This window comes from Hydrogenophaga taeniospiralis, from assembly GCF_020510445.1.
GTDB lineage: Bacteria > Pseudomonadota > Gammaproteobacteria > Burkholderiales > Burkholderiaceae_C > Hydrogenophaga.
In genome coordinates this window covers 3,918,925-3,943,775 of sequence record NZ_JAHBAG010000001.1, presented here as the reverse complement: position 1 = coordinate 3,943,775, position 24,851 = coordinate 3,918,925, and the positions used below count along the sequence as shown (strand labels likewise).

The following is a 24,851-nucleotide window of genomic DNA, read 5'->3' as shown; positions in this document are numbered from 1 at the left end:
CACCAACAAGAGAAACATCATGAGCGACTTTACAAGTGATTTCTGGCACCTCTACGTGGGCGGGTTGACACTGGTCAGCATCATCGCCTGCCTGATCCTGCTTTGGATCAGTGGCACCACGAAGGCGAACACCCATGCCGACAACACCACCGGTCACGTCTGGGACGGCGATCTGGCGGAAATGAACAACCCGCTGCCCAGGTGGTGGGTCTATCTGTTCATCATCACGGTGCTCTTCGCGCTGGCCTACGGCGCGCTGTATCCCATGTTTGGCAAGTTCCAGGGTGTACTGGGCTGGAGTTCGCAGGGGCAGCACACCTCCGAGGTTGCAAAGGTGGAGGCGGCCATCGCCCCGATATACGCCAAATTCAACGGCATGACCCCGGAGCAGATCGCTGGCGATGCGCAAGCCATGGCCATTGGTGAGCGTCTGTTCATGAACTACTGTGCCCAGTGCCATGGTTCTGATGCCCGTGGAGCCAAGGGCTTTCCCAACCTGACCGACGGTGACTGGCTGGGCGGTGGTGACCATGCGATCATCAAAAAGACGATTGCTCAGGGCCGTATCGGTGTCATGCCCCCGATGGCTGCTGCCGTGGGCAGTGCTGAAGACGTGCGCAACGTGGCGAACTACGTGCTGAGCCTGTCTGGCAGTCCGCACGACTCCGTGCGAGCCTCCCAGGGCAAAGAAAAGTTCGCTGCCTGTGCGGCCTGCCACGGCATGGATGGCAAAGGGATGGCGGCGGTGGGTGCTGCCAACCTGACCGATGGTACGTGGCTGCATGGCTGGGGTGAAGAAGCCATCATCCGCGCTGTGAACAATGGATTCACCAACCAGATGCCCGGGCAGTCGGCCTTGCTGAACGAAGCGCAGATCAACGTGCTCGCGTCCTACGTCTGGGGCATGTCGAACAAGCCCGCCAATTAAGGCAACCGAGGAGGCTGTGTGGTCGCTTTGACCGCGCAGCCTTTTTTCTTTCACCAACCACGGGTTCCTCGTGACTTCCGCCACGCCAGACGTCAGCAGCAGCAAACCGATCATTCCCATCACCCCGGAACCATCGCAAGGAGATGCTGCCGGCGACGAGGTGATGGTTTCTCTGTACGCTTCTCGCCAGAAAATTTACCCGCGCTCGGTCGCTGGTCTGTTTTCCAAATGGCGGTGGATTGCGGTCTGGATCACGCAGATCGTGTTTTACGGCTTGCCCTGGCTGGAGTGGAATGCGCGTCAAGCGGTGCTCTTCGATCTCGAAGCGCGCCGCTTTTACATTTTCGGCCTGGTGCTCTACCCGCAGGACTTCATCTACCTCACGGGGCTGTTGGTCATTTCGGCGCTGGCACTGTTCCTGTTCACGGCCGTGGCAGGGCGCCTGTGGTGCGGCTACGCCTGTCCACAGACGGTCTACACAGAGATATTCCTGTGGATCGAGAAAAAGGTCGAAGGTGACCGGTCCGCGCGCATGCGGCTCGACCAGTCGCCCCTGTCGGCCGCCAAGTTCAGCAAGAAGTGGATCAAGCATGCGCTCTGGATCTTGTTTGCCCTTTGGACCGGCTTCACGTTCGTGGGCTACTTCACGCCGATTCGTGAGCTGACCTCGCTGTCCCTGGCGGCGTCCCTCGGCCCTTGGCAAACCTTCTGGATCTTCTTCTACGGGTTTGCCACCTATGGCAATGCCGGCTTCATGCGCGAACAGGTCTGCAAGTACATGTGCCCCTATGCGCGCTTCCAGAGCGCGATGTTCGACAAGGACACGATGATCGTCACTTACGACGAGAAACGTGGTGAGCCGCGTGGACCGCGTTCCAAGAAGGCGGACCCGAAAGCCCTGGGCCTGGGTGCGTGTGTGGATTGCACCTTGTGTGTGCAGGTCTGTCCCACCGGGATCGACATTCGAAAAGGTCTGCAATACGAGTGCATCGGTTGCGGGGCTTGCATCGATGTCTGCGATGAGGTGATGGACAAGGTGGGCTATCCACGTGGCCTTATCAAATACTCCACGCAAAATGGCATGGCGCAAGGGTGGAGCACCCAGCAGATGATCCGCCGCGCGATGCGCCCAAGGGTCTTGGTGTATTCCGGCATTCTGCTGACCATCACCCTCGCCGTGATGATCAGCCTCTTCTTGCGCACCCCCCTCAAGGTCGACGTCATTCGTGATCGCGGCGTGCTGGCTCGCATGGTGGAGCAGGGGCGCATCGAAAACGTGTTCAGGCTGCAGGTCATGAATGCGACCGAAAGCACGCAGCGCTACGTGATCAGCGTGTCGGGGTTGCAGGGCATCACCATCGCGTCGGAAGCCGAGATTGAAGTGTTGCCCACGGAAGTCCGGTCTGCGGTGCTGCGGGTGCAGGTGCCACCCGATACGGCACCCAGCGGGTCCCACCCGATCCACTTCGAGATCCGGTCCACAGGGGATGAGGCATCCCAGGTAACCGAAAAAGCAGCCTTTCTTATCCCGCGCTGAAATGCGGACGTCGCCCATCCACCGACCACTCTGGAGTCTTCAATGAATACCGCAACCCTCAAAAATCCGGACCCTAAGCCTTCTGTCTCCTGGTGGCGCGTTCCACACATGTGGCTGGTGGTGGGGGGACCATTGCTGGTGGTGGTCGCGAGCATCATCACCGCAGTCATTGCGGTGAAGGGCGCCGATCCTGTGCTCGACAAGGAAGACTACGAGCGCAATCTCCAGGCCGCGCGGTCGCTGCAAGGGCAGGCCCGCATTGACGCGCTGATCCAGCTGCAGCCCGCCCACCAGGCGCGCAATCATGCGGCCTCGCCGGTGGTTCCAACCGACGAATAGGTGTGTGATGATTAGATCTTCGTGAGGCGCATCACGACAACTCCCGAGTCAGCGACGGAACCCAAGGAGACAAAACAATGTGGGCTCAGCGATGGATGTGGATTGCATGGCCGGCTTTTCTGGTGGCCGCCGTACTGGAGATGATCGTGTTTGCCATGGTCGATCCCAGTGATCTGCACTGGTTCGGGCAACCACTCGAGATGTCCAGACAGGCTGTCTACACAATGGCCTTCTTTGTTTTCTGGGTGGTGACCATGGTGTCGAGCTCACTCACGGCGCTTTTGTCCATGTCCCCGTTCGAGGTCAACCGTTGCCCCGTTCCGCTGGAGGAGCGACCTCGCGACTGCGCCAAGAACGGTTCGTGTTCCTGAAGCAGTTTGTTGCTCAAAAATCAAGCCCCGCCCGAGCAGTCTCGGCGGGGCTTGATTTTTGGGGTGTGTCGGATGCGGGCCAGAAGCCGCTGCCTGAGTTCAGCGACAGGACTGTGGGTTGACGATCTGTTTGAGCGCGTCGGTGTTCTTGATGTGAACGTAGCGTTGCTTGACCTCGATCGTGCCTTCCTCGACGAACTTCGAGAACGTGCGGCTCACCGTCTCAAGCTTCATGCCGAGGTAGCTCCCGATTTCTTCCCGGGTCATGCGAAGAATCAGCTCCGACTGCGAGAAGCCTCGGGCATGCAGGCGCTGTACCAGATTGAGCAGGAAGGCGGCCAGCCGCTCTTCCGCCCTCATGCTGCCCAACAACAACATGACGCTGTGATCGCGCACGATCTCACGGCTCATGATCTTGTGCACATGGTGCTGCAGGGTTGTGAACTCTCTCGACAGCTGCTCGACATCGTCAAACGGCATGACGCAGACCTCGGCGTCCTCCAGCGCAATCGCATCGCAGGAATGGTGGTCACTGACGATGCCGTCCAGACCAATGATTTCGCCTGTCATCTGGAAGCCCGTGACCTGGTCCCGGCCGTCAGCCGTGGTCACACAGGTCTTGAAGAAACCTGAACGAACCGCATACAACGAGGTGAATTTGTCACCGGTGTTGAACAGCGCCGCTCCGCGCTTGATCCTGCGTCGCGAAGAAATCACGCTGTCGAGCTTGTCCATCTCTTCGGAATTCAATCCCATGGGTAAGCACAACTCGCGCAGGTTGCAGCTTGAACAGGCGACTTTGATGCTATGAACGTCCATATTTTTCCCGGAATTGCAGCCCGAGCTTACCCCATGGTTCCGCAGCCTGTCGAGCGAGCATCGGTTTCCAGAGACGGGAACTCAGGGTCAACCCGAGTATGACGGGTGGGCTTGATCAAGATCAAGGGGCTAGCCCTGTGCATGATGCACAGTAAAGCTGAAGAACTGGAGAATTGTTTGTGAGTCATGCCATTTCCAACGAATTGCTCAAGCGATTCGACGTCCCCGGACCGCGTTACACCTCTTATCCGACCGCTGATCGTTTCGTTGAGGCCTTCACCGAGCAGGACTATGTCCAGGCGCTGGAGCAACGCCGGGCCGGGTCGATGGCGTTGCCCCTGTCTCTCTACGTGCACATCCCGTTCTGCGAGTCGGTTTGTTATTACTGCGCCTGCAACAAGGTCATCACCAAGCACCATGAGCGCGCCGCCGAGTATCTGCGCTACCTGTCGCGTGAAGTCGATCTTCAGGTCCAGCATTTCGGTCAGGGGCACAGTGTTTCGCAGTTGCACCTGGGGGGCGGCACACCCACTTTCCTCTCGGACGCCGAACTCGAAGACCTCATGGCCATGATCCGGCGAAACTTCACACTGGTGCCAGGCGGCGAATACTCGATCGAGGTCGATCCCCGAACCGTCACCGACCAGCGCCTGCAGACCCTGGCCAGACTGGGTTTCAACCGCCTGAGCTTTGGCGTGCAGGACTTTGACCCCGCTGTGCAAAAGGCGGTCCACCGCGTACAGCCGGCCGAGCAGGTGTTCGCGCTGGTGGACACGGCGCGCAAGATCGGGTTTGAGTCGGTCAATGTCGATCTGATTTACGGCCTGCCTCTGCAGACGCCCGAGTCGTTCTCCCGCACGCTGGCGCAAGTCAATGCCCTGCGCCCGGATCGCATTGCGCTCTACGCCTATGCGCATCTGCCCTCGCGTTTCAAGCCTCAGCGACGCATCATCTCTGCGGAGCTTCCCAGCGGCGGTGACAAGCTGTCCATGCTGTCGGCCTCGCTCGATGCGCTGATGGGCGCTGGATACGTTTATGTTGGCATGGATCACTTTGCCTTGCCGACCGATGCGCTGGCCGTGGCCAAGCGGCAGGGGCGCTTGCACCGAAACTTCCAGGGTTACAGCACCCAGCCAGACTGTGACCTGATCGCGCTGGGTGTTTCGGCCATCGGTCGCATTGGTGCCACCTACAGCCAAAACGCCAAGACGCTGGAGGAGTATTACGACGCGCTCGATCAGGGGCGACTGCCGATCGTGCGTGGGTTGGCCTTGACCCGCGATGATCTGCTGCGCCGGTCGGTGATCATGTCCATCATGTGCCAGGGACAGCTCCAATACGAATCGATCGAACTTGGACACCTGATCGATTTCAAGACCTATTTCGCACGCGAACTGGAGGCGCTGGCCGGGTTGGCCGAACATGGGCTGGTCACCATCGACGACAGTGGTGTGCAGGTGACGGCCACGGGCTGGTTCTTGGTGCGGGCCATTGCCATGGTGTTCGACAAGAACCTGCAGGTGGACCAGGACCGGGCACGTTTCTCCAAGATCATCTGATCGCTTGTTTGACTCGAAGCCCGAAGCACCCTGGGCTGCCGACTGCGCTACAGTGCCCTCATGCAGACTTCAATGGCGATCACGGCCCTTTTCATGGGCCTGGCCGGCGGGCCCCACTGCGTCGCCATGTGTGGCGCGGCCTGCGCAGGCATCGGTCGTGCCGCTGGTGAGCGGAGCACGCGCGCCTTGTGGACGTTCCAGCTCAGTCGCATGGTCGGCTATGCCTTGTTCGGTGCCTTTGCCGCCGGCTCGGTGCAAGGGCTGGCATGGTTGGGCACGAATACCACCGCCATACGTCCGGTCTGGACCATGTTTCATGTCGGGGCGTTGGTGCTGGGGGCCGTGCTGATCTGGCAGGCGCGCCAGCCGGCATGGATCGAAAATCTGGGGCAAACCGTCTGGCGCAAAGCCAGGCCCGTACTGACCACATTGGGGCAGCGTGCTCCGGTGGTGCTGGGCGTTGCCTGGGCACTCATGCCTTGTGGCCTGTTGTATTCGGCGCTGTTGGTGGCGTCGCTCTCGGCCAATGCGCTGGAGGGCGCGGCCATCATGGCGCTGTTCTCCCTTGGAACCTCTGTCTCGCTGACCGCTGCACCGTGGTTGCTGCTGCGTCTGCGTGGTGGCCGCTCGGGCGCATGGGGAATCCGTTTGGCTGGATTGGCGCTGGCGGCCACGTCTGGCTGGGCGCTGTGGATGGGCATCACGCATCCGACAGGGCTGTGGTGCGCTTGACTTTGTTTCAGGTCGCTTAAGTTCATCGTTCTGGAAGCGTTGCCAACACCGGGCCGAGTCGGGCGCGATGGCAAACGCAATTTTCTGTGATGTAGTCAGTGGTTCCCCCGTGAACGGCACGGCAATGGCCATCATTGCTGATGGGGCATGACGTAAATACACCCGCCCGCGAGGCCGTCGAATCGATGGCCGCCCATATTGGCTGCGTGTCGCGGACTTGCTCGAATGGGGCAAGCGCGGAGAGATCGATGCCGGCCTGCGCGATGGCTTGACCGGCGGCGAGCGCGAGCGTCTCACGTCATGCTTGGAACACGCCGATGCTTGTTGCGTGCGGAAGAGGTCGCGCAGGGGGCAGAGGGATCCGATGTCCTGTCAAGAGCAGAACCCTGAAAGAAAGAAGAAGGGACTCTGACCATCTCAGGATGAGAGAATCAATTTTCTCTATATGAAATCATGAAATGGTGCGCCGCAAGAAATTTTCTCAATACGAGAGAAATGTTTTCGCATTGAGAAATTATGATAGAAAGTTGTTGAATTTAAAAAGAAAAATATTTGTCTTATATAAGACATAAGAGCTTTTCAAAGTCTTCTATAAGACTTAAAGTCTCTTCACCGGCATCGCGTTCTCGAACGCACCCGCCGACCCCTTTCAATCAACCTCATGGAGTGAACACATGCCCCAATCCCTCAACGAGCAACTGAGCCGTCAGCAGCAGATCGACGCCCTGGAAAAGGACTGGGCAACCAACCCCCGCTGGAAGGGCGTGAAGCGTGGCTATTCCGCAGCGGACGTCGTGCGTCTGCGCGGCAGCATGCAGGTAGAGCACACGCTGGCCAAGCGTGGCGCCGAGAAGCTGTGGGACAAGGTCAACGGCGGCGCCAAGAAGGGCTACGTCAACGCCTTTGGCGCCATCTCCGCCGGTCAGGCCATGCAGCAGGCCAAGGCGGGTCTGGAGGCCGTGTACCTGTCGGGCTGGCAAGTCGCCGCCGATGGCAATACCAGCGAAACCATGTACCCCGACCAGTCGCTCTACGCCTACGACTCGGTGCCCACCATGGTCCGCCGCATCAACAACACCTTCAAGCGCGCCGACGAGATCCAGTGGGGCCGTGGCATTGAGCCGGGCAGCCCTGAGTTCATCGACTACTTCTTGCCCATCGTGGCGGATGCCGAGGCTGGTTTTGGTGGTGTGCTCAACGCCTTCGAACTGATGAAGAACATGATCGCCGCCGGTGCCGCCGGCGTGCACTTTGAGGACCAGCTGGCCGCTGTGAAGAAGTGCGGCCACATGGGTGGCAAGGTGCTCGTGCCCACGCAGGAAGCCTGCGAAAAGCTGATCGCCGCGCGCTTCGCCGCCGACGTGATGGGGGTGTCCACCATTGTGCTGGCCCGTACCGATGCCGAAGCCGCCAACCTGATCACCAGCGACCACGATGCCAACGACAAGCCCTTCCTGACCGGCGAGCGCACGCAAGAAGGCTTCTACCGCGTCAAGAACGGCCTGGAGCAGGCCATCAGCCGCGGCATTGCCTACGCTCCCTACGCCGATCTGGTGTGGTGCGAAACCGGCGTGCCCGACATCGGCTTTGCCCGCGAGTTCGCCCAGGCCGTGCAAGGCGCCTGCCCTGGCAAGCTGTTGTCCTACAACTGCTCGCCGTCCTTCAACTGGAAGAAGAACCTGGACGACAAGCAGATTGCCTCCTTCCAGGAGGATCTGGCTGCGCTGGGCTACAAGTACCAGTTCATCACGCTGGCCGGTATCCACATCAACTGGTTCAACACCTTCCAATTCGCCCATGCCTATGCCCGTGGCGAAGGCATGAAGCACTACACGGAGATGGTGCAGGAGCCTGAGTTCGCCGCGCGCGAGAAGGGCTACACCTTCGTGTCGCACCAGCAGGAAGTCGGCGCGGGCTACTTTGACGACGTCACCACGGTGATCCAAGGCGGTTCGTCTTCCGTGAAAGCCTTGACCGGCTCGACCGAAGAAGAGCAGTTCCACTAAAAGCGCCCCCGAGCGGTGAGGAGACGAAGCCCGGGCCTGTCCCGGGCTTTTTTGTGGGAAAATTCAAGCTCTTCGAATCAGCAAGAGCGAGAAAGGCAATCTGGTTATGACACCGCGAACTCAGGAGAAGCTTCTCCAGGCCCTTTAAGGCCAGCAGTTCGCGCCTGCCCGATTCTCTTTTCTTTCTCTCCACTCCAGCGCGGCCCTTGCCGCGCTTTTTTGTTTCTGGACACCCATGTTGCACATCACGCTCCCTGACGGCTCACAACGCGAGTTTTCTGGCCCGGTCACCGTGGCCGAGGTTGCCGCCTCGATCGGTGCCGGTTTGGCCAAGGCCGCTCTGGCGGGAAAGATCGATGGCAAGGTGGTCGATACCAGTTTTCAGATCACGCAGGACAGCTCGCTGTCCATCGTGACGGCCAAAGACGCAGACGGTCTGGAGGTGATTCGCCACTCCACCGCCCACTTGCTGGCCTATGCCGTCAAGGAGCTGTTTCCGGATGCCCAGGTCACCATTGGCCCGGTGATCGAACACGGGTTCTTCTACGATTTCTCCTATAAGCGGCCTTTCACGCCCGACGACTTGGTGGCGATCGAGAAGCGCATGGCCGAGCTGGCCGCCAAGGACGAACCGGTGGTGCGTCGAGTGCTGCCGCGCGACGAGGCGGTGGCGTACTTCAAAGGCTTGGGTGAGCACTACAAGGCCGAGATCATTGCCAGCATTCCCAGCAACGAGGATGTGTCGCTCTACCGCGAAGGTGCGTTCGAAGACCTGTGCCGCGGCCCGCACGTGCCCAGTACCGGCAAGCTCAAACATTTCAAACTCATGAAGGTGGCGGGCGCCTACTGGCGTGGTGATCACCGCAACGAAATGCTGCAGCGCATCTACGGCACGGCCTGGGCGACCAAGGATGAACTGCAGCAGCACCTGACCATGCTCGAAGAGGCGGAGAAGCGCGACCACCGCAAGCTCGGGCGTGAGCTCGATCTGTTTCACATTGACGAACACGCGCCCGGGTTGGTGTTCTGGCACCCCAAGGGGTGGACGCTGTGGCAGGAGGTGGAGCAGTACATGCGCCGCGTCTACCGCAACAACGGATACCAGGAGGTCAAGGGTCCGCAAATTCTGGACAAAGGTCTCTGGGAGAAGACCGGTCATTGGGACAAGTATCGCGACAACATGTTCACCACGGAGAGTGAAAAGCGCGACTATGCCCTCAAGCCCATGAACTGCCCGGGCCACATTCTGATCTACAAGCAGGGCATCAAGAGCTATCGGGATCTGCCTTTGCGGTACGGAGAATTTGGTCAGTGTCACCGCAATGAGCCCAGTGGCGGTCTGCACGGCATCATGCGCGTGCGTGGCTTTACGCAGGACGATGGCCATATCTTCTGTACCGAGGACCAGATTCTGGGCGAATGCGTTGCATACACCGCGCTGCTGCAGAAGGTGTATGCCGACTTTGGCTTCAAGAACATCATCTACAAGGTTGCCACGCGGCCCGATGCGCGCATTGGCAGCGACGAGATATGGGACAAGGCCGAACATGCGCTCGTCGAGAGTCTGCGTGCTTCGGGTTGTGAGTTCGAGTTGTCCCCGGGCGAAGGTGCGTTCTATGGTCCGAAGATCGAGTACACGCTCAAGGATGCGATCGGGCGTCAATGGCAGTGTGGCACGATGCAGGTGGATTTCTCCATGCCGGAGCGGCTGGACGCCGAGTACGTGGCGGAGGATGGCAGCCGTCAACGACCGGTGATGTTGCACCGCGCCATCGTCGGCAGCCTGGAGCGTTTCATCGGGATATTGATCGAGGAGCACGCGGGTGCGCTGCCGACATGGCTGGCGCCGGTGCAGGTGGCCGTGCTCAATATCACCGATGCGCAGGCCGAATACTGTCGCGAAATCGCGGAATCACTGCAGAATCAAGGGCTTAGGGTCACGATCGACCTCCGCAACGAGAAAATAACGTATAAAATACGGGAGCACGCGTTGCAAAAGCTCCCTTACATCCTTGTCGTGGGCGACAAAGAGAAGGCGGCTGGTGCCGTGGCTGTGCGGGCGCGAGGTAACAAAGACCTCGGGGTCATGCCGCTGGAAGACTTTTCCAGACTTATCACGGCAGACATTTCATCCAAGGTTTGAATTCAAACACCCGGTTGATGCCCCTGCGGCTGCAGCACACAATGCGGACGCACTGGGGCTGCCAATAGGTTGCCCATCTGTTTGATCTGCCCACGCAAAGGAACCTACCATAGCTACCAATTTTCGTGACCGCCGCCAGCGCGAGGAGCGCGCGCACCGACTGAATCGTGAAATCATGGCCCCCGAGGTTCGCCTCAACGGGCCGGAGAACGAGCCGCTGGGCATTGTCAGTCTGCAGGAAGCGCTGCGCATGGCTGGTGAGCTGGATGTGGATCTGGTCGAAATTGCGGCCACGGCCAATCCTCCGGTGTGTCGCCTGATGGACTACGGCAAGTTCAAGTACCAGGAGCAGAAGAAGGCGGCTGAGGCGAAGGCCAAGCAGACGGTTATCGAGATCAAGGAGATTAAGTTCCGTCCTGGGACCGATGATGGCGACTACAACATCAAGATGCGCAATATCCGGCGTTTTCTCGATGAAGGTGACAAGTGCAAGATCACGTTGCGCTTCCGTGGTCGTGAAATCACGCACCAGGATCTGGGGCTGGCGTTGCTCAATCGCATACGCGATGAGTTGGCCGATTCGATCGTGGTGGAACAGTTTCCCAAGCTCGAAGGTCGTCAGATGATCATGATGATCGCGCCAGGTCGCAAGAAGGCCGGCGGTGCTGCCAAGGCGACTGAGGCGACGGCGGCGCAAAGCGCTGAGCAGCCGACAGCCTGAGGTAGTGCGGCTGTTGTGACAAGGATTGGACGGGCAGGGTAGTCTCCTGCCGGTTCGAGGCACTGGTTGAAAAACCGGTTGCCGAACGAGAAGCCGCAAGGCTTTTCATAAAAGTGGCTCGGGGCCAACAAGTCTGCGGAAGGTTCGCGGCGCCTCACGAGCACAAATGAAAAGGAGCATGAATATGCCCAAAATGAAGACCAAGAGCAGCGCGAAGAAGCGATTCCGCGTTCGTCCCGGTGGCACCGTCAAGCGCGGTCAAGCCTTCAAACGTCACATCCTGACCAAGAAGACCACCAAGAACAAGCGCCATCTGCGTGGTGCGGTGACTGTTCATGAGACCAATATGGGTCACATGGCACAGATGCTGCCCGGCATGGGTATTTGATCAACGACGAACAAGGAGTCACTCATGCCTCGCGTCAAACGTGGTGTAACGGCACGCGCCCGCCACAAAAAAGTTCTCGCCCTTGCCAAGGGTTTTCGCGGTCGCCGCGGTAACGTCTTTCGCATCGCCAAACAGGCGGTGATGAAGGCTGGGCAGTACGCCTACCGTGATCGCCGCAACAAGAAGCGCGTCTTCCGTCAGCTCTGGATCGCGCGTATCAACGCCGGTGCCCGTGCTTGCGGCCTGACGTACAGCCAGTTCGCCAATGGCCTGAAAAAGGCTTCCATCGAAATCGACCGCAAGGTCCTGGCCGATCTGGCCGTGAACGACCCGGCTGCCTTTGGCAGCATCGTGGAGCAAGTCAAAGCCAAGCTGGCCGCTTGATTCACGATGGGATGACCGTCGCCTTTCCGGCGGCGGTTTCCCCTGTCGCTCAAAGGGGTTGAGGCTTGAGGGATTTCCCTCGCAGCGCTCAACCCCTTTTTTGTTTTGCAAACCTGTAAACACACATGAACGAGTTGGACGCACTGGTCGATAGCGCACGTGTTGGCTTTGCGCAGGCCGTCACCCCTGCCGACCTGGAAAATGCCAAGGCCCAGTTCCTGGGCAAGTCGGGTCGCATCACCGAGCTGATGAAGGGCATGGCCGCTTTGTCGGTGGACGAAAAAAAGACCCGCGGAGCTGCCATCAACCAGGCCAAGCAGGCGATCGAAGCCGCGCTCACCGCGCGTCGCCAAGCGCTCGCTGACGCGGAACTCCAGGCCCAGCTCAAGGCCGAGGCGTTGGACGTGACGTTGCCCGGCCGTCAGCGTGGACAGGGTGGCCTGCACCCGGTCAGCCTGACGCTGGAGCGGATCGAGGCGATTTTCTCATCGATGGGGTTCGACGTCGCCGAAGGCCCTGAGATCGAGTCCGACTGGTTCAATTTCACTGCACTGAACACGCCCGAGGACCACCCGGCGCGTTCCATGCACGACACCTTCTACGTTGAAGGCGGCAGTGAGAAGGCCCCCAACCTGCTGCGCACCCACACCAGTCCGATGCAGATCCGCCATGCGGTGCAACATGTCAAGCGCCACCGCGCCGCGCTGGACGCAGGTCAGGGCATGCCCGAGATTCGCGTGATCGCGCCGGGCCGCACCTACCGTGTGGACAGCGACGCCACGCATTCGCCCATGTTCCATCAGTGTGAAGGTCTGTGGATTGGCGAAAACGTGAGCTTCAAGGACCTGAAGTACGTCTTCACCGATTTTTGTCGGACCTTCTTTGAAAGCCACGATCTGGTGCTGCGGTTCCGTCCCAGCTTCTTCCCCTTTACCGAACCCAGCGCTGAAATCGACATCCAGTTCCAGAGTGGTCCACTGGCCGGGCGCTGGCTCGAAGTGGCCGGATCGGGTCAAGTGCACCCGAACGTGGTGCGCAACATGGGACTGGACCCTGAACGCTATATCGGCTTTGCCTTCGGCATGGGGCCGGACCGCCTGACCATGCTGCGCTATGGCGTGAACGACCTGCGCCTGTTCTTCGACGGCGATATCCGCTTCCTCTCGCAATTCCGTTAGACCATGAACACCCCCGCGCCGCTTCGCGTCACCCCCTTCAGGGGGCAACACCAGCAGCCCGGCAAAGCCGGTTCTGCGGTGTTCCCGGTCGAAGCCCTTGCTGTGCCCACGTACTGAGTCGTTTCATGCAATTTCCCGAATCCTGGCTGCGCGCCTTCTGCAACCCACCCCTGACCAGCCAGCAACTGGCCGACACCCTGACCATGGCCGGTCTGGAGGTCGAAGAACTTCGCCCGTTCGCGCCCGCTTTCACCGGCGTGGTGGTGGGCCAGATCCTGAGCGCCGAACAACACCCCAACGCCGATCGCCTGCGCGTGTGTCAGGTGGATGTGGGGCAGGGTGCTCCGCTGAACATCGTCTGCGGTGCCCCGAACGCGCGCGCCGGCATCAAGGTGCCGTGTGCCACCGTGGGTGCGCTGTTGCCGCCCGGTGAAGACGGCAAGCCTTTTGCCATCAAGCTGGGCAAGTTGCGCGGCGTTGAAAGCCAGGGCATGCTGTGCTCGGCCAAAGAGTTGCAAATCTCCGAAGAGAGCAACGGTCTGCTGGAACTGGGCGACGACGCTGTGGTCGGTCGCAATATCCGCGAACAGCTGGGCCTGGATGACATGCTGTTCACGCTCAAGCTCACGCCCAATCTGGCCCACTGCCTGAGTGTGTACGGCATCGCGCGTGAGGTGTCGGCCCTGACCGATACGCCGTTGCTGCCGTCCGAGTTTCCCAAGGCCGCTGTACAGATACCGGACCGCCTGCCGGTGAGCGTGCAGGCGCCCGACCTGTGTGGGCGCTTCAGCGGCCGCATTGTGCGCGGTGTGAACACGAAAGCGCAGACCCCGGCCTGGATGGTCGAGCGACTGGCGCGCTGCGGTCAGCGCAGCATCTCGCCGCTGGTGGACATTTCCAATTACGTGATGTTCGAGCTGGGCCGCCCTTCGCACATTTTCGACCTCGACAAGATTCACGGCGGCCTGCAGGTGCGTTGGGGTCGCGAGGGCGAGCAGCTCAAGCTGCTCAACGGCAACACCATCACGGTGAACGCCGACGTGGGTGTGATCGCGGACGACCATCGGGTCGAGTCGCTGGCCGGCATCATGGGCGGCGACGCCACCGCCGTGTCCGACGACACGCAAAACATCTTCATCGAAGCCGCTTTCTGGTGGCCCAAGGCGATTGCCGGGCGTTCGCGGCGGTACAACTTCTCCACCGATGCCGGACACCGGTTCGAGCGCGGTGTGGACCCCTCGACCACGGTGGAGCATGTCGAGCGCATCACGCAGCTCGTGCTGGAGATTTGTGGCGGGCAGGCGGCGGTGCTGGATGACCAGGTGATCCATCTGCCGCAGGCCACGCCGGTGACCTTGCGTGTGGCGCGCGCGGTCAAGGTGATCGGCATGCCACTGACGCAGGCGCAATGCGCAGCTGCTTTGCGGCGTCTGGGATTGCCTGTGGCGGAGGGTGATGGCACCCTCACCGTGACACCACCGGCCTATCGCTTTGATCTGCAGATCGAAGAAGACCTGATTGAAGAGGTGGCGCGTGTCGTGGGCTACAACGAACTGCCCGACACACCGCCACAGGCACCCATCACCGCCAAGGTCCGGACCGAAGCGCGCCGTGGTCCGTTTGCGGTCCGCCGCGCCTTGGCGCAGCTGGGCTATCAGGAGACCATCAATTTCAGCTTTGTCGAAGAGCGCTGGGAGTCGGAACTGGCGGGTAACGCCGATCCGATCCGTCTGCTCAACCCCATCGCCAGCCAGATGAGCGTGATGCGCTCCTCATTGCTCGGCAGCTTGGTGGCCGCGCTCAAGTTCAATTTGGACCGCCGTGCCGACCGCGTGCGCCTGTTCGAGGTGGGTCGCGTGTTCCGCAAGGATGCGTCGGTGACCGACAGCGACACGAGTGTGGCCGGGTTCGATCAACCGATGCGCGTGGCCGGACTGTGCTTCGGTGCGGTGGACGTCCTGCAGTGGGGCTCGCCCGCACGCGCGGTGGACTTCTTTGACGCCAAAGGGGACGTGCAGGCGCTGCTCGCACCCAGGTCGGTCGAATTCAGGGCGGCCGAACATCCCGCCATGCACCCCGGTCGTTGCGCCAGTGTCTGGCTGGCTGGGTCTTGTATTGGCCATGTGGGCGAGCTGCACCCCAAATGGCGGCAGGCCTATGAGTTGGCTCAGGCGCCGGTGATGTTTGAGCTCGACCTCAACGCCGTGCTGGCACGCGATGTGCCGGCTTACCAGGGGGTGAGCCGCCATCAGGCGGTGGAGCGCGACCTTGCCATCGTGGTCAAGGAGTCCGTTACCCACGCGGCGGTGGTCGATGCCATTCGTGCGCCCGCCAATCCCTGGCTGCGCGATGTGATGCTGTTCGATGTGTACCGGCCCAAGAAGCAGGTCGGCGCCGATGCGAGCACTCCCGGTGCGCTGGCAGCCGACGAAAAAAGCCTCGCCATGCGATTGGTGCTCAATCGGGACGACGCTACACTGACCGACGAGGACATCGACGCTGCCATCAAAGCGGTGCTCGAATCACTGGGGCAGCGCGTCGCAGCCAGGCTGCGTGCCTGATCACAAAAAAATGGAGGTTCATCGCATGGAACTCGCCGTTGAAAGCCTGGAAACGCCGGCATTGACCAAAGCGCAGCTCGCCGAATTGCTGTTTGACCAAATTGGTCTGAACAAGCGAGAGTCCAAAGACATGATCGATGCTTTTTTTGATCTCGTCACCGACAGCCTCGTCAATGGCACCGATGTGAAGATCTCGGGTTTCGGCAATTTTCAGATCAGGACCAAGGCCCCCCGACCCGGGCGCAACCCGCGAACCGGTGAACCGGTGGCCATCGAGGCGCGCCGCGTGGTCACCTTCCACGCCAGCCCCAAGCTCAAGGAGCAGGTACAGACTGCCATCGTCGGCGGCTGATCTCGGTGCTTCCCATACCGGCCCGGTGGTCCAGTGATCACCGGGCTTTTTTTCATCTGTTCAAGGGTTGTCGCTTTTTAAATTATGGGATAGCGTGGCATTTGCAACAGTTTGTATGGAATTTTTCATCTGCCAGGACAGGCCCGACTGTGTTAGAGTAAATTTCAAGGTTCGGTCCGTACCGCCTTGATTTTCATGGAAAAAACGCTCCCGCCCATTCCCGCAAAGCGCTACTTCACCATTGGTGAAGTGGGCGAGTTGTGTGGTGTCAAGCCGCATGTGCTGCGGTATTGGGAGCAGGAATTCACCCAGCTGCGGCCCATGAAACGGCGTGGCAACCGCCGCTATTACCAGCACCATGAAGTGCTCATGATTCGCAGGATCCGCGAACTTTTGTACGACCAGGGGTTCACCATCAGTGGGGCGCGCAACAAGCTGCAGGAGCTTGTGCAGGCCGAGCGGGACAAGCGTCGTCAGGACGAAGTCGAAGGCATCGAGGTCATCGAACTTGATCTGGATTCCCAGTTCCCTGTGGATGACTCGACTTTTGGCGCCGATGCGGAGAGCGATATCGCGGTCACGGCGCCAGCGATCAATGGATCGGGCACGCTGTTGCGCGATATGCGCCGCGAATTGCTGGAAATTCGAGAGCTTCTGCGCCACGCGAGCTGAAAGCGGTGTTTTGCCGGCTATAATTTGAGGCTTGTCGGCGTGTAGCGCAGCCTGGTAGCGCACTTGCATGGGGTGCAAGGGGTCGCGAGTTCGAATCCCGCCACGCCGACCATTAAAATCAACGGGTTAGCTCAGAAATGGGCTAACCCGTTTTTCTTTGTGGGTTGCTAGGTGGAGGCCCTGGGGCATGCCTTGTCCCGCAATGGAGACCTTGCCCGACAAGGGGCTTGCCCACTGGCCTGTCCGCCTGCGGGGGACCGGTCTGCTGGCACGCGTTCCCAAACAATGCCAGATGGAGCTGGCCGCTCTGGACAACCTCCGGTACCAAAGCGCCTGCTTCCGACGTGCCGCGGCTTCGGGTCATGTTCCGATGCTGGAGGGGGTGGTCAACCCGTCGGGCCTTTTGCCCCGGGGCGCCCTGCTGGTTGAAGAAATCCTGGGCACGACCGCCTGTGAGCCAGGTCATCTGGAGCCCATCGTGCGGGCCCTTGCTGCCATCCATGCGCTGCCGCTGCTTTTATCGCAAGACCGGGCGCCACTGCTTAACGAACCGGACCCCCTCGCAGGCCTCACCGCGCTGATCGAACATGTTCAGAACCGGGTGAACGACTGCCTGTCCATGCGGTGCATCGAACGCATGCTGGCGGATTTCCACGAGGTGCAAGACCTGTTGGCAACAACGGCCGGATGACCGTGGCGAAGCTGTAAGCTTTGGCGGCGTCGCCCGACCATGGGCTTACATCCTTGTCTTCTTTGGAGTCTTTGCACATGAAATGCCTGCCCCTCACCACCCTGGCGCTGAGCCTGTCGCTCCCCTTTGCCGCGAACGCCGACTGGGCCAAGGTCGAAGCCGAAGCCAAGGGGCAGACGGTGTATTTCAACGCCTGGGGCGGCAGCGAGGCGACGAATGCCTACATCGGCTGGGTGGCGCAGCAGGTCAAGGGCCGCTACGGTGTGGAGCTGCGCCATGTGAAGGTGACGGACACGGCCGAGGTGGTCAAGCGGGTGCAGACCGAGGTGGCCGCCGGGCGCCGCACGGACGGCTCGGTCGATCTGATGTGGATCAACGGTGAAAACTTCCGCAACCTGAAGCAGGGCGGTCTGCTGTTCGGCCCCTGGGCCGAGAGCCTGCCCCACTGGGGCGCGGTGGACCTGAACAGGCCCGTGCGCAGCGACTTCTCGGTGCCCACCGATGGCTTTGAAGCGCCCTGGGGCACGGCGCAGCTGACCTTCATCGCCGACAAGGCCAAGACGCCCACGCCGCCGCGTTCGGCGGCCGAGCTGCTGGCGTTTGCCAAAGCCAACCCGGGCCGCGTGAGCTACCCCAAGCTGCCCGACTTTCACGGCACCACCTTCGTCAAGCAGGTGCTGATCGAGCTGGCGCCCGACCGCCAGCTGCTGCAGGCGCCGGTGTCGGCCGCCGGTTTCGCCTCGGCCACGGCGCCGCTGTGGGCCTATCTGGACCAGCTGCACCCGCAGCTCTGGCGCAGCGGCAAGACCTTCCCGGCCAGCGCCGCTGAAATGCACCGCATGCTGGCCGATGGTGAGCTCAAGCTCTCGCTGACCTTCAACCCCAACGAAGCGGCCAACCTGATCACCACGCGCCAGTTGCCGGCCTCGGCCTACAGCTTCGGCTTCACGGGCGGCACCATCGGCAACGTGCATTTTGTCGGCATCCCTGTCAACGCCAAGGCCCCCGCAGGCGCCCAGGTGGTGGCCAACTTCCTGCTCTCGCCCGAAGCCCAGGCCCGCAAGGCCGACGTGGCGGTCTGGGGCGACCGCAGCGTGCTCGACCTGGCCAAACTGCCCGCAGCGATGCAGGCCACGATGCGCAAGACCGCGCCCGGTGCGCTGGCCGAGGCCGTGCCCACGCTCGCCGAGCCACACGCCAGCTGGGTGGAGGCGCTGGAGGCGGAGTGGCTCAAGCGCTACGGCTCACGCTGATCCGGCGCTTGGCACCGCTTGGGTCGCCGGGCCACGGGCGGCGATGGTCGTCGGTGTGGCTGGCGGCCCTGCCGGTGGCGCTGATCCTCGGGCCCCTGCTGCCCGGGCTGTACTGGGCGCTCGCGCCCGCGCTGGACGCCGCCGTCTGGCAGGCCCTGTGGGCCGACGCCCAATGGCCCCAGGCCTTGCAGGCCAGCTTGCTCTCGGCCTTGCTGGGGACCGCGCTGGGCGCCGCGATGGCCGCCGTGCTCGCCACCCTGTATTACCCGGGCCGCCGCTGGGCCGACCTGCAGCGGCGCATGCCCTTGTTGCTGTCGGTGCCGCACGCGGCCTTTGCGGTGGGGCTGTTTTTTCTGCTCTCGCCATCGGGCTGGCTGGCGCGCGCGCTGGCCCAGGGGCTGGGCTGGGCCGATCCGCCCGCCTGGATCACGGTGCAGGACCCCTATGGCCTGAGTCTGGCGCTGGCGCTGGGCATCAAGGAGAGCTGGTTTCTCTTGTGGGTGCTGGTCGCGGTCCTGGGTGAGCAGCAGGTGCAGCGCCACATGGTCGTGGCCCGCTCGCTGGGCTACAGCCGGGTGCAGGTCTGGCACTTGGTGCTGTGGCCGCAGTTGCTGCCGCGCCTGGGCTGGCCGCTGGCCGCCGTGTGGGCCTACGGCTTGTCGGTGGTGGACATGGCGGTGATCCTGGGGCCGGGCACTCCGCCCACCCTGGCCGTGCTGATCTGGCAATGGCTCATCGACCCCGATGCCGCGATGCAGGCCAAAGGCGGCGCGGCCTCGCTGGTGTTGCTGGGTCTGTTCCTGCTCGGGGCTGGTGCATCGCGCTGGTTGTGGCGCCACACCGTGCGCCGCGCCGCCTACCCCTCGGGCGAGCGCCGGCCTGCGCCCCGCCCGGCGCGTGTGGGACTGCATGTGCCCGTGCTGCTGATCGGCTATGCGGTGGTGGCGGTGCTGCTGGTGTGGTCGCTGGCCGAGAGCTGGTTTTTCCCCGCGCTGTGGCCCGAATCGCTGTCGCTGCAGACCTGGCGGCAGGCCGACTGGGCGCCTTTCTGGACCACGCTGTGGCTCGGTGCTGCTGCCGTGCTGCTGTGCCTGCCGGCGGCGCTGCTCTGGCTGGAGTGGGGGCCGCAGCGGTTCAACGCCGTGCTGTACGTGCCGCTGATCATTCCCACCCTGCCGCTGGTGGCGGCGCAATACGCGGCCCTGTTGCGGCTGCAGGTGGACGGCACCGCGGCCGGCCTGGTGTGGAGCCACCTGCTGTGGGTGCTGCCCTACATGGTGCTTACGCTGATCGGCCCCTACCGCGCGTTTGACCGCCGCCTCATGACCACCGCTCGGGCGCTCGGACATTCACCGCTGAGGGCCTGTTGGAGCGTGAAGTGGCCGATGCTGTTGAAACCCATGCTGGCCGCGCTGGCCGTGGGTTTTGCGGTGAGCGTGGCGCAGTACCTGCCGACGCTGTTCGCGGGTGGCGGGCGTTTTGTGACCGTGACCACCGAGGCCGTGGCCCTGAGCGCCGGCGGCAACCGCCGCGTGCTGGCCGTGCAGGCGATGCTGCAGATCGCGCTGCCGCTGCTGGGCTTTGGCCTGGCGGCGCTGATGTCACACTGGACCGGCCGCGCTCGGAAAGGACTTCGTTGACATGCTGGATATACGGAACCTCACCATCACCCAGGGCCCGAATGCGCTGATTGCGGGGCTGAACCTGCAGGTCGAGCGGGGCGCCATCGCGACCGTGACCGGGGCTTCGGGCTCGGGCAAGTCCACGCTGCTCAACTGGCTGGTGGGCGATCTGGACCCGGCCTTCCAGGCCAGCGGTGAGCTGTGGCTGGACGGTCAGCGGCGCGACCAGCTGCCGGTGGAAGCGCGGGGTGTCGGCATCCTGTTCCAGGACGACCTCTTGTTTCCGCACCTGAGCGTGGGCCAGAACCTGGCCTTCGCCTTGCCCGCAGCGCGGAAGGGCGCCGCCGCACGCCGCGCGCGGGTGGAACAGACGCTGCGCGAGATCGGGCTGGACGGCTTCCACGACCGCGATCCCGCCACGCTCTCTGGCGGCCAGCGCGCCCGCGTGAGCCTCATGCGCGCCTTGCTGGCCGAGCCCTGCGCGCTGCTGCTGGACGAACCGTTCTCCCGACTCGATGCCGAGCTGCGCGCGCAGTTCCGGGGCTTCGTGTTCGAGCAGATCGCCCGCCAGCGCATCCCCACCTTGCTGGTCACGCACGACCCGGACGACGTGCCGCCCGGTGGGCGGGTGCTGGACATCCACCAATGGCAAGGGCCTCCGGTCTGACACACGCCATCACGGGGTCAGCACCACCGGTTCCAGCGCGTCGGAAGCGCCGCGGATGCGCCCGATGGCGGCCGTCTGCGCATAGCCCGCCGCCTTCAGGGCGCGGATGCAGGCACTGGCCTGATCGGCCGGCACGCTGGCCAGCAGGCCGCCCGCCGTCTGCGGGTCGAACAGCAGCGGGTAACGCGGGTCTTTGACGAAGTCTTCGGCGTTGCGCAAGGCGCGGCGCAGCCGCACATTGGCCGGCTGCAGCGAGCTGACGATGCCGGCCTCCACGCATTCCACCGCGCCGTCGAGCAAGGGCAGGGCGCTCAACTGCAGCTCGGCGTCCACGCCCGAGGGGCGCGTCATTTCCACCAGGTGCCCGAGCAGGCCGAAGCCGGTCAGGTCGGTGCAGGCGGTGGCGCCGTGCGCGCGCAGGATCTGCGCGCCGGCCTGGTTGGACAGCACCATGGATTGCAGCGCGGCGGCGATCCAGCGGCCTTTGGCCGCGTGCCTCGCGTGGGCCGCGAACAGGGTGCCGGTGCCGATGGGTTTGCTGAGCAACAGCACGTCGCCGGGCCGCATGCCGCCCTTGCGCATGACGCCGTCCATCTGCTCGTCGATCAGGCCGTTGATGGCGAAGCCCAGCGCCAGCTCTCGGCCTTCGCCGGTGTGCCCACCGACCAGGCTGCAGCCCGCGGCGTTCAGCACCTCGACCGCGCCGGTCATCATCTGCAGCAGCAGGTCTTCCACCTTGGCCTCCAGGCCCGGCGGCACGGTCGCGATGGCCGTGGCGGACTGCGGCTCGGCGCCCATGGCGAAGATGTCGCCCAGCGCGTGGTTGGCCGCGATCTGGCCAAACAGGTAGGGGTCGTCGATGAAGCTGCGGAAGAAATCCACGGTGTGCACCATGGCCTTGCCGGGCGGTACGCGCACCACGGCAGCGTCGTCGGGCGCGTGCAGGCCGATCAGCACGTCGTCGCGCTGCACCGGTTGCAGCTGCCCCAGGGCGCGGCTCAGGATGCTGGCGCCCACCTTGGCGCCGCAGCCGCCGCAGCGCATGGCGATGGCCGAGATGGCCTGCTGCGATTCTTCGGCGCTCAGCGTCAGGCCGCTGGCGGGCGCGGCCGCTGCCGGGCCCGCGTCCGCCATGGCCGGCAGCTCGGTGAACCTGCGCATGAAGCGGCGGTCGATCCAGTCCTTCCAGGTCCAGACCCAGGCGCCGGCGAAGCCCAGGGCGCCGCGCGAGGCCACGGCGTAGCGGTCGCCGGTGGAGATCAGCGCCAGCCATTGTTGCTGGGGTTGGTAGGCCACCAGGGGCTGGCCGCGCAGGCTGAGACGCAGGTTCTTCGCCAGCGGCGGGCCCATGCGCACGGCGAACACTCCCGCCTTCTCCAGCGGTCGGGCCGTGAACGAGGCCACATCGCCCGCGGCAAAAATCTTCGGGTCGTCCGGGGCCTGCAGTTGCGGATTGACCTGGATGAAGCCGTCCTCGTCCAGCGCCAGGCCCGTGCTTTGCAGCCAGGTCGGCCCGCCGGCCTGGGTGACCCACATGGTTTCGTCGGCATCGAAGGTGCGGCCGTCCTGCGTGTGCAGGCAGCCGGGCGAGACCTGCGTCACCTCGGCGCGGGTGTGCACCGCCACATGGCGCTCGCGCAAGATGCGGGCGAAACGCTCACGCACCGAGGGGTTGTGCGTCGGCAGCAGGGTGTCGCTCGCGGTGAGCAGCACGAAACGCAGCAGCTCGGGGTTGCGGCCCAGCTTCTGCAGCTCGTTGCGCAACCGGTACTGCATGGACAGCGCCAGCTCCACGCCGCCCGCGCCACCGCCCACCACGGCGATCGTGAAGCGGCTGTGCAACTCGCGCACGCGGTCGAGCAACTGCAGCCAGCGCTGGTTGAAATGGGCGATGGGCTTGACCGGCACGGTGTTCGCCCGCGCGCCATCCACCTGGCGCAGCTTGGGCGTGGAGCCGGTGTTGATGGACAGCAGGTCGTAGGGCATCGACGGCCGGTCGCGCAGCAACACGCGCTGGTTGGCGCGGTCCAGGCCGATCACCTCACCGTGGATGAAGCGCGCCCCGGCAAACGCCGCCAGGCGGCCCAGGTCGATGTGCACCTCGTCAAAGCTGTAGTGGCCCGAGATGTGGCCGGGCAGCATGCCGGAGTAGGGCGTGTCGATGTCGGTGCAGATCAGCGTGATGCGCAGGCCCGGCTCGGGCCGCATGGCGAACATGCGCAGGGCGACCACATGGCTGTGGCCCCCGCCAACGAGGACCAGGTCGCGCAGGATGGGTTGTTCGGGGGCTTGCATGGGACCTCGGTTCGGGGCTGTTGCCGCCGATCATAGGTGGGCGCACGCCGCGCCGCAGCCGGCTGCCCAAGGCCAATACCGGGAGGTCGATGGCGTTCCCGTGCTTTACCGCCCGTGCCGGGGCCACCGGGCCACGAAGGCCTCGATGGCGTGGGTCAGTTCGTCGGGGCGGTCGCGGTGCGGTGAATGGCCGCAACCCGGCATGACATGCGTCGTGGCCTGCGGTGCCAGGGCGCCGATGCGCTCGATCTGGGCCAGCGTGCCGTATTCGTCGGCGCTGCCCTGGACCGCCAGCACCGGGCAGCGGATGAGCGGCAGCAGGTCTTCGATCGACCAGCCGCGGAATGCCGGGGACAGCCAGACGTCGTTCCAGCCCCAGAAGGCCGAGTCCGGGTCCTGGTGGTGCCGGGCCAGTCGGGCTTTCAGGTCGGTCTGGAGGTAGGCCTCGCGCGCCTGCTGGATGCTGCGCACGGAGATGTCTTCCACCATCACGTGGGGCGCCACCACGATCAGGCCCCGCACCGACTCGGGGTGGCGCGCGGCGTGGATCAGCGCGATCGACCCGCCGTCGCTGTGGCCCAGCAACCAGACTTCGCGGTACGTCTGGTGCACGCCGAGTGTGCGCAGCAAGGCCGGCAGCACCTCACTGGCCTGGCGCTCCAGAAAGTCGGGCTGCCAGTGCTGGTCCGCGGGCCGTGGGGTCGAGCGGCCATAGCCGGGCCGTGAATAGACCAGGCCATGCCAGTCCAGCGCCTGACAGAGCCGGGCGGGGTAGTCTCGCCACATGCTGACCGAGCCCAGCCCCTCGTGCAGGAACACCAGCAGGGGCCGGTCGGCGGTGCTGGCGGGCATCCACCGGGTTTCGATGTCGACGGCGCTGCCGGCCCAGTCCACGCGGCAAACGGTGGTGGTGTTCATGGGGTTCTTTTTCGCGGCGGACGGCGGCTCACTGGGTGAATTCGATGCGGCCTTCGGGCAGCAGGTACAGGACCAGGGCGCGACCGCCGGCCACGGTGGGCGAGTGCGCCGAGCCCGGGCCATAGACCAGCCAGCCCGCGCCGCGACCGTCGAAGGTGGCCGTGTCGTCCAGCGGCATGATCAGATCGATTTCCCCCAGGGGGTGCGCATGGTGGGGGCCGGCGAGGCTGTTCATGTCCACCACGTCCACCGAAAAGCGGTGCAGGGCGTCGTCGGGTTTGAAGATCCGTCCGTACCTGAGGCCGCCCCCTTCGCGCTGGCAGAGCCAGCCCTCGGCCACCCCTTGTTCGCACGCGGCCTTGAGTTCGCGGTAGGTGGGCGAGGCGGCGCCCAGTTCATGGTTGAGCCACGCCTGTAGCGGGGCGTCGAGCGCACGGTCGCCGATCTGTCGCGTCACGTCTTGCAGCAGGGTCTTGAATGCATCGGGGTTCACGGGAGTCTCCTGGTGGTCATGGGGTATGCACTATTGTGCAGTTCGGCAAGACTAGCGGAATGTGATGATCTGTCAAGCAGTATGTTGCACGTCCGCAGGGTGTGGCAGGTGCGCAGGCTGCGAGCTGGTGGGTTAAGTGATGCATTAAAATGCTTGACCTGGCGCAAAATAATGCACTATGATGCATGAAATCCAGCCCGCAGCATCTTGCATTTACCCTAG

General features: G+C 63.2%; 23 protein-coding genes, 1 tRNA gene and 1 pseudogene. 21 read left to right on the top strand and 4 right to left on the bottom strand.

The features are described 5' to 3' along the window. The first annotated feature begins 19 nt into the window (after positions 1 to 19). The 4 genes from ccoP (at position 20) to KIH07_RS18930 (ending at position 3,175) form a co-directional block, all read left to right on the top strand. On the top strand, positions 20 to 928 hold the full coding sequence (gene ccoP, locus KIH07_RS18945) for a cytochrome-c oxidase, cbb3-type subunit III (protein ID WP_226493443.1): 909 nt from the start codon (positions 20 to 22) through the stop codon (positions 926 to 928). Between the two features lie 70 nt (positions 929 to 998). Next, positions 999 to 2,465, top strand: a complete 1,467-nt coding sequence (ccoG, locus tag KIH07_RS18940) for a cytochrome c oxidase accessory protein CcoG (RefSeq protein WP_413465774.1) — start codon at positions 999 to 1,001, stop codon at positions 2,463 to 2,465. Positions 2,466 to 2,507: 42 nt separating this feature from the next. Beyond that, positions 2,508 to 2,804, top strand: a complete 297-nt coding sequence (locus KIH07_RS18935) for a nitrogen fixation protein FixH (protein WP_226493442.1) — start codon at positions 2,508 to 2,510, stop codon at positions 2,802 to 2,804. A 77-nt stretch (positions 2,805 to 2,881) separates the two neighbouring features. Beyond that, positions 2,882 to 3,175: a hypothetical protein gene (locus KIH07_RS18930; RefSeq protein WP_226493441.1), complete on the top strand. Its 294-nt coding sequence runs from the start codon at positions 2,882 to 2,884 to the stop codon at positions 3,173 to 3,175. A gap of 99 nt (positions 3,176 to 3,274) precedes the next feature. On the opposite strand, the gene fnr is transcribed toward KIH07_RS18930, so the two are convergent. After that, positions 3,275 to 3,994: a fumarate/nitrate reduction transcriptional regulator Fnr gene (fnr, locus tag KIH07_RS18925; RefSeq protein ID WP_226493440.1), complete on the bottom strand. Its 720-nt coding sequence runs from the start codon at positions 3,992 to 3,994 to the stop codon at positions 3,275 to 3,277. Positions 3,995 to 4,173: 179 nt separating this feature from the next. On the opposite strand from fnr, the gene hemN reads away from it, so the two are divergent. The 17 genes and pseudogenes from hemN (at position 4,174) to KIH07_RS18840 (ending at position 20,923) form a co-directional block, all read left to right on the top strand. Continuing rightward, entirely contained in the window at positions 4,174 to 5,553 is a 1,380-nt protein-coding gene (gene hemN / locus KIH07_RS18920) for an oxygen-independent coproporphyrinogen III oxidase (RefSeq protein ID WP_226493439.1), read from the top strand. Between the two features lie 72 nt (positions 5,554 to 5,625). Continuing rightward, the gene (locus tag KIH07_RS18915; protein ID WP_319004824.1) at positions 5,626 to 6,285 is read left to right on the top strand and encodes a sulfite exporter TauE/SafE family protein; all 660 of its coding nucleotides are present in this window, start codon (positions 5,626 to 5,628) and stop codon (positions 6,283 to 6,285) included. 173 nt (positions 6,286 to 6,458) lie between these two features. Then, positions 6,459 to 6,580, top strand: a pseudogene (locus KIH07_RS18910) (IS3 family transposase); the annotation flags it as partial. 379 nt (positions 6,581 to 6,959) lie between these two features. Next, positions 6,960 to 8,291, top strand: coding sequence for an isocitrate lyase (gene aceA, locus KIH07_RS18905; RefSeq protein ID WP_226493437.1), 1,332 nt, complete (start codon positions 6,960 to 6,962; stop codon positions 8,289 to 8,291). A gap of 235 nt (positions 8,292 to 8,526) precedes the next feature. Continuing rightward, complete coding sequence (thrS, locus tag KIH07_RS18900; RefSeq protein WP_226493436.1) at positions 8,527 to 10,434, top strand: threonine--tRNA ligase; 1,908 nt, start codon at positions 8,527 to 8,529, stop codon at positions 10,432 to 10,434. Between the two features lie 109 nt (positions 10,435 to 10,543). Next, positions 10,544 to 11,155, top strand: coding sequence for a translation initiation factor IF-3 (gene infC / locus KIH07_RS18895; RefSeq protein ID WP_319004856.1), 612 nt, complete (start codon positions 10,544 to 10,546; stop codon positions 11,153 to 11,155). Positions 11,156 to 11,339: 184 nt separating this feature from the next. Further along, complete coding sequence (gene rpmI, locus KIH07_RS18890; RefSeq protein ID WP_066151481.1) at positions 11,340 to 11,543, top strand: 50S ribosomal protein L35; 204 nt, start codon at positions 11,340 to 11,342, stop codon at positions 11,541 to 11,543. 24 nt (positions 11,544 to 11,567) lie between these two features. After that, on the top strand, positions 11,568 to 11,927 hold the full coding sequence (rplT, locus tag KIH07_RS18885; protein WP_068175536.1) for a 50S ribosomal protein L20: 360 nt from the start codon (positions 11,568 to 11,570) through the stop codon (positions 11,925 to 11,927). Between the two features lie 125 nt (positions 11,928 to 12,052). Continuing rightward, complete coding sequence (pheS, locus tag KIH07_RS18880; RefSeq protein WP_226493435.1) at positions 12,053 to 13,105, top strand: phenylalanine--tRNA ligase subunit alpha; 1,053 nt, start codon at positions 12,053 to 12,055, stop codon at positions 13,103 to 13,105. Positions 13,106 to 13,230: 125 nt separating this feature from the next. Next, a complete protein-coding gene (gene pheT, locus KIH07_RS18875; RefSeq protein ID WP_226493434.1) occupies positions 13,231 to 15,666 on the top strand; it encodes a phenylalanine--tRNA ligase subunit beta in 2,436 nt (811 codons plus the stop codon). Between the two features lie 25 nt (positions 15,667 to 15,691). Continuing rightward, complete coding sequence (locus KIH07_RS18870) at positions 15,692 to 16,018, top strand: integration host factor subunit alpha (RefSeq protein WP_226493433.1); 327 nt, start codon at positions 15,692 to 15,694, stop codon at positions 16,016 to 16,018. Positions 16,019 to 16,213: 195 nt separating this feature from the next. Further along, positions 16,214 to 16,690 (top strand): MerR family transcriptional regulator, encoded by a 477-nt coding sequence (locus tag KIH07_RS18865; protein WP_226493432.1) that lies wholly within the window; start codon positions 16,214 to 16,216, stop codon positions 16,688 to 16,690. 35 nt (positions 16,691 to 16,725) lie between these two features. Next, positions 16,726 to 16,802, top strand: a tRNA-Pro gene (locus KIH07_RS18860). A 90-nt stretch (positions 16,803 to 16,892) separates the two neighbouring features. Further along, positions 16,893 to 17,381, top strand: coding sequence for a hypothetical protein (locus tag KIH07_RS18855; protein WP_226493431.1), 489 nt, complete (start codon positions 16,893 to 16,895; stop codon positions 17,379 to 17,381). A gap of 77 nt (positions 17,382 to 17,458) precedes the next feature. Continuing rightward, the gene (locus tag KIH07_RS18850; protein WP_226493430.1) at positions 17,459 to 18,634 is read left to right on the top strand and encodes an ABC transporter substrate-binding protein; all 1,176 of its coding nucleotides are present in this window, start codon (positions 17,459 to 17,461) and stop codon (positions 18,632 to 18,634) included. Further along, positions 18,607 to 20,274: an ABC transporter permease gene (locus KIH07_RS18845; RefSeq protein WP_226493429.1), complete on the top strand. Its 1,668-nt coding sequence runs from the start codon at positions 18,607 to 18,609 to the stop codon at positions 20,272 to 20,274. The genes KIH07_RS18850 and KIH07_RS18845 overlap by 28 nt, the downstream gene beginning before the upstream one ends. Position 20,275: 1 nt before the next feature. Further along, entirely contained in the window at positions 20,276 to 20,923 is a 648-nt protein-coding gene (locus KIH07_RS18840) for an ATP-binding cassette domain-containing protein (protein WP_226493428.1), read from the top strand. Positions 20,924 to 20,932: 9 nt separating this feature from the next. Here KIH07_RS18840 and selD read toward each other — a convergent pair whose 3' ends face one another. From selD to KIH07_RS18825, 3 genes are all read right to left on the bottom strand, one after another. Continuing rightward, positions 20,933 to 23,218 carry a selenide, water dikinase SelD gene (selD, locus tag KIH07_RS18835; protein WP_226493427.1) on the bottom strand — a complete coding sequence of 762 codons (2,286 nt, stop codon included), beginning with the start codon at positions 23,216 to 23,218 and terminating at the stop codon, positions 20,933 to 20,935. A 105-nt stretch (positions 23,219 to 23,323) separates the two neighbouring features. Next, positions 23,324 to 24,136 (bottom strand): alpha/beta fold hydrolase, encoded by an 813-nt coding sequence (locus KIH07_RS18830; protein WP_226493426.1) that lies wholly within the window; start codon positions 24,134 to 24,136, stop codon positions 23,324 to 23,326. 28 nt (positions 24,137 to 24,164) lie between these two features. Further along, on the bottom strand, positions 24,165 to 24,629 hold the full coding sequence (locus tag KIH07_RS18825) for a DUF4863 family protein (RefSeq protein ID WP_226493425.1): 465 nt from the start codon (positions 24,627 to 24,629) through the stop codon (positions 24,165 to 24,167). Between the last annotated feature and the right edge of the window lie 222 nt (positions 24,630 to 24,851).

Bases quoted from the DNA above. Each gene is read 5' to 3' on its own strand.
- ccoP (WP_226493443.1), top strand. From the start codon at position 20: ATGAGCGACTTTACAAGTGATTTCTGGCACCTCTACGTGGGCGGGTTG.
- KIH07_RS18935 (WP_226493442.1), top strand. From the start codon at position 2,508: ATGAATACCGCAACCCTCAAAAATCCGGACCCTAAGCCTTCTGTCTCC.
- KIH07_RS18930 (WP_226493441.1), top strand. From the start codon at position 2,882: ATGTGGGCTCAGCGATGGATGTGGATTGCATGGCCGGCTTTTCTGGTG.
- fnr (WP_226493440.1), bottom strand. From the start codon at position 3,994: ATGGACGTTCATAGCATCAAAGTCGCCTGTTCAAGCTGCAACCTGCGC.
- KIH07_RS18915 (WP_319004824.1), top strand. From the start codon at position 5,626: ATGGCGATCACGGCCCTTTTCATGGGCCTGGCCGGCGGGCCCCACTGC.
- aceA (WP_226493437.1), top strand. From the start codon at position 6,960: ATGCCCCAATCCCTCAACGAGCAACTGAGCCGTCAGCAGCAGATCGAC.
- thrS (WP_226493436.1), top strand. From the start codon at position 8,527: ATGTTGCACATCACGCTCCCTGACGGCTCACAACGCGAGTTTTCTGGC.
- rpmI (WP_066151481.1), top strand. From the start codon at position 11,340: ATGCCCAAAATGAAGACCAAGAGCAGCGCGAAGAAGCGATTCCGCGTT.
- rplT (WP_068175536.1), top strand. From the start codon at position 11,568: ATGCCTCGCGTCAAACGTGGTGTAACGGCACGCGCCCGCCACAAAAAA.
- pheS (WP_226493435.1), top strand. From the start codon at position 12,053: ATGAACGAGTTGGACGCACTGGTCGATAGCGCACGTGTTGGCTTTGCG.
- pheT (WP_226493434.1), top strand. From the start codon at position 13,231: ATGCAATTTCCCGAATCCTGGCTGCGCGCCTTCTGCAACCCACCCCTG.
- KIH07_RS18870 (WP_226493433.1), top strand. From the start codon at position 15,692: ATGGAACTCGCCGTTGAAAGCCTGGAAACGCCGGCATTGACCAAAGCG.
- KIH07_RS18865 (WP_226493432.1), top strand. From the start codon at position 16,214: ATGGAAAAAACGCTCCCGCCCATTCCCGCAAAGCGCTACTTCACCATT.
- KIH07_RS18855 (WP_226493431.1), top strand. From the start codon at position 16,893: ATGGAGACCTTGCCCGACAAGGGGCTTGCCCACTGGCCTGTCCGCCTG.
- KIH07_RS18850 (WP_226493430.1), top strand. From the start codon at position 17,459: ATGAAATGCCTGCCCCTCACCACCCTGGCGCTGAGCCTGTCGCTCCCC.
- KIH07_RS18840 (WP_226493428.1), top strand. From the start codon at position 20,276: ATGCTGGATATACGGAACCTCACCATCACCCAGGGCCCGAATGCGCTG.
- selD (WP_226493427.1), bottom strand. From the start codon at position 23,218: ATGCAAGCCCCCGAACAACCCATCCTGCGCGACCTGGTCCTCGTTGGC.
- KIH07_RS18830 (WP_226493426.1), bottom strand. From the start codon at position 24,136: ATGAACACCACCACCGTTTGCCGCGTGGACTGGGCCGGCAGCGCCGTC.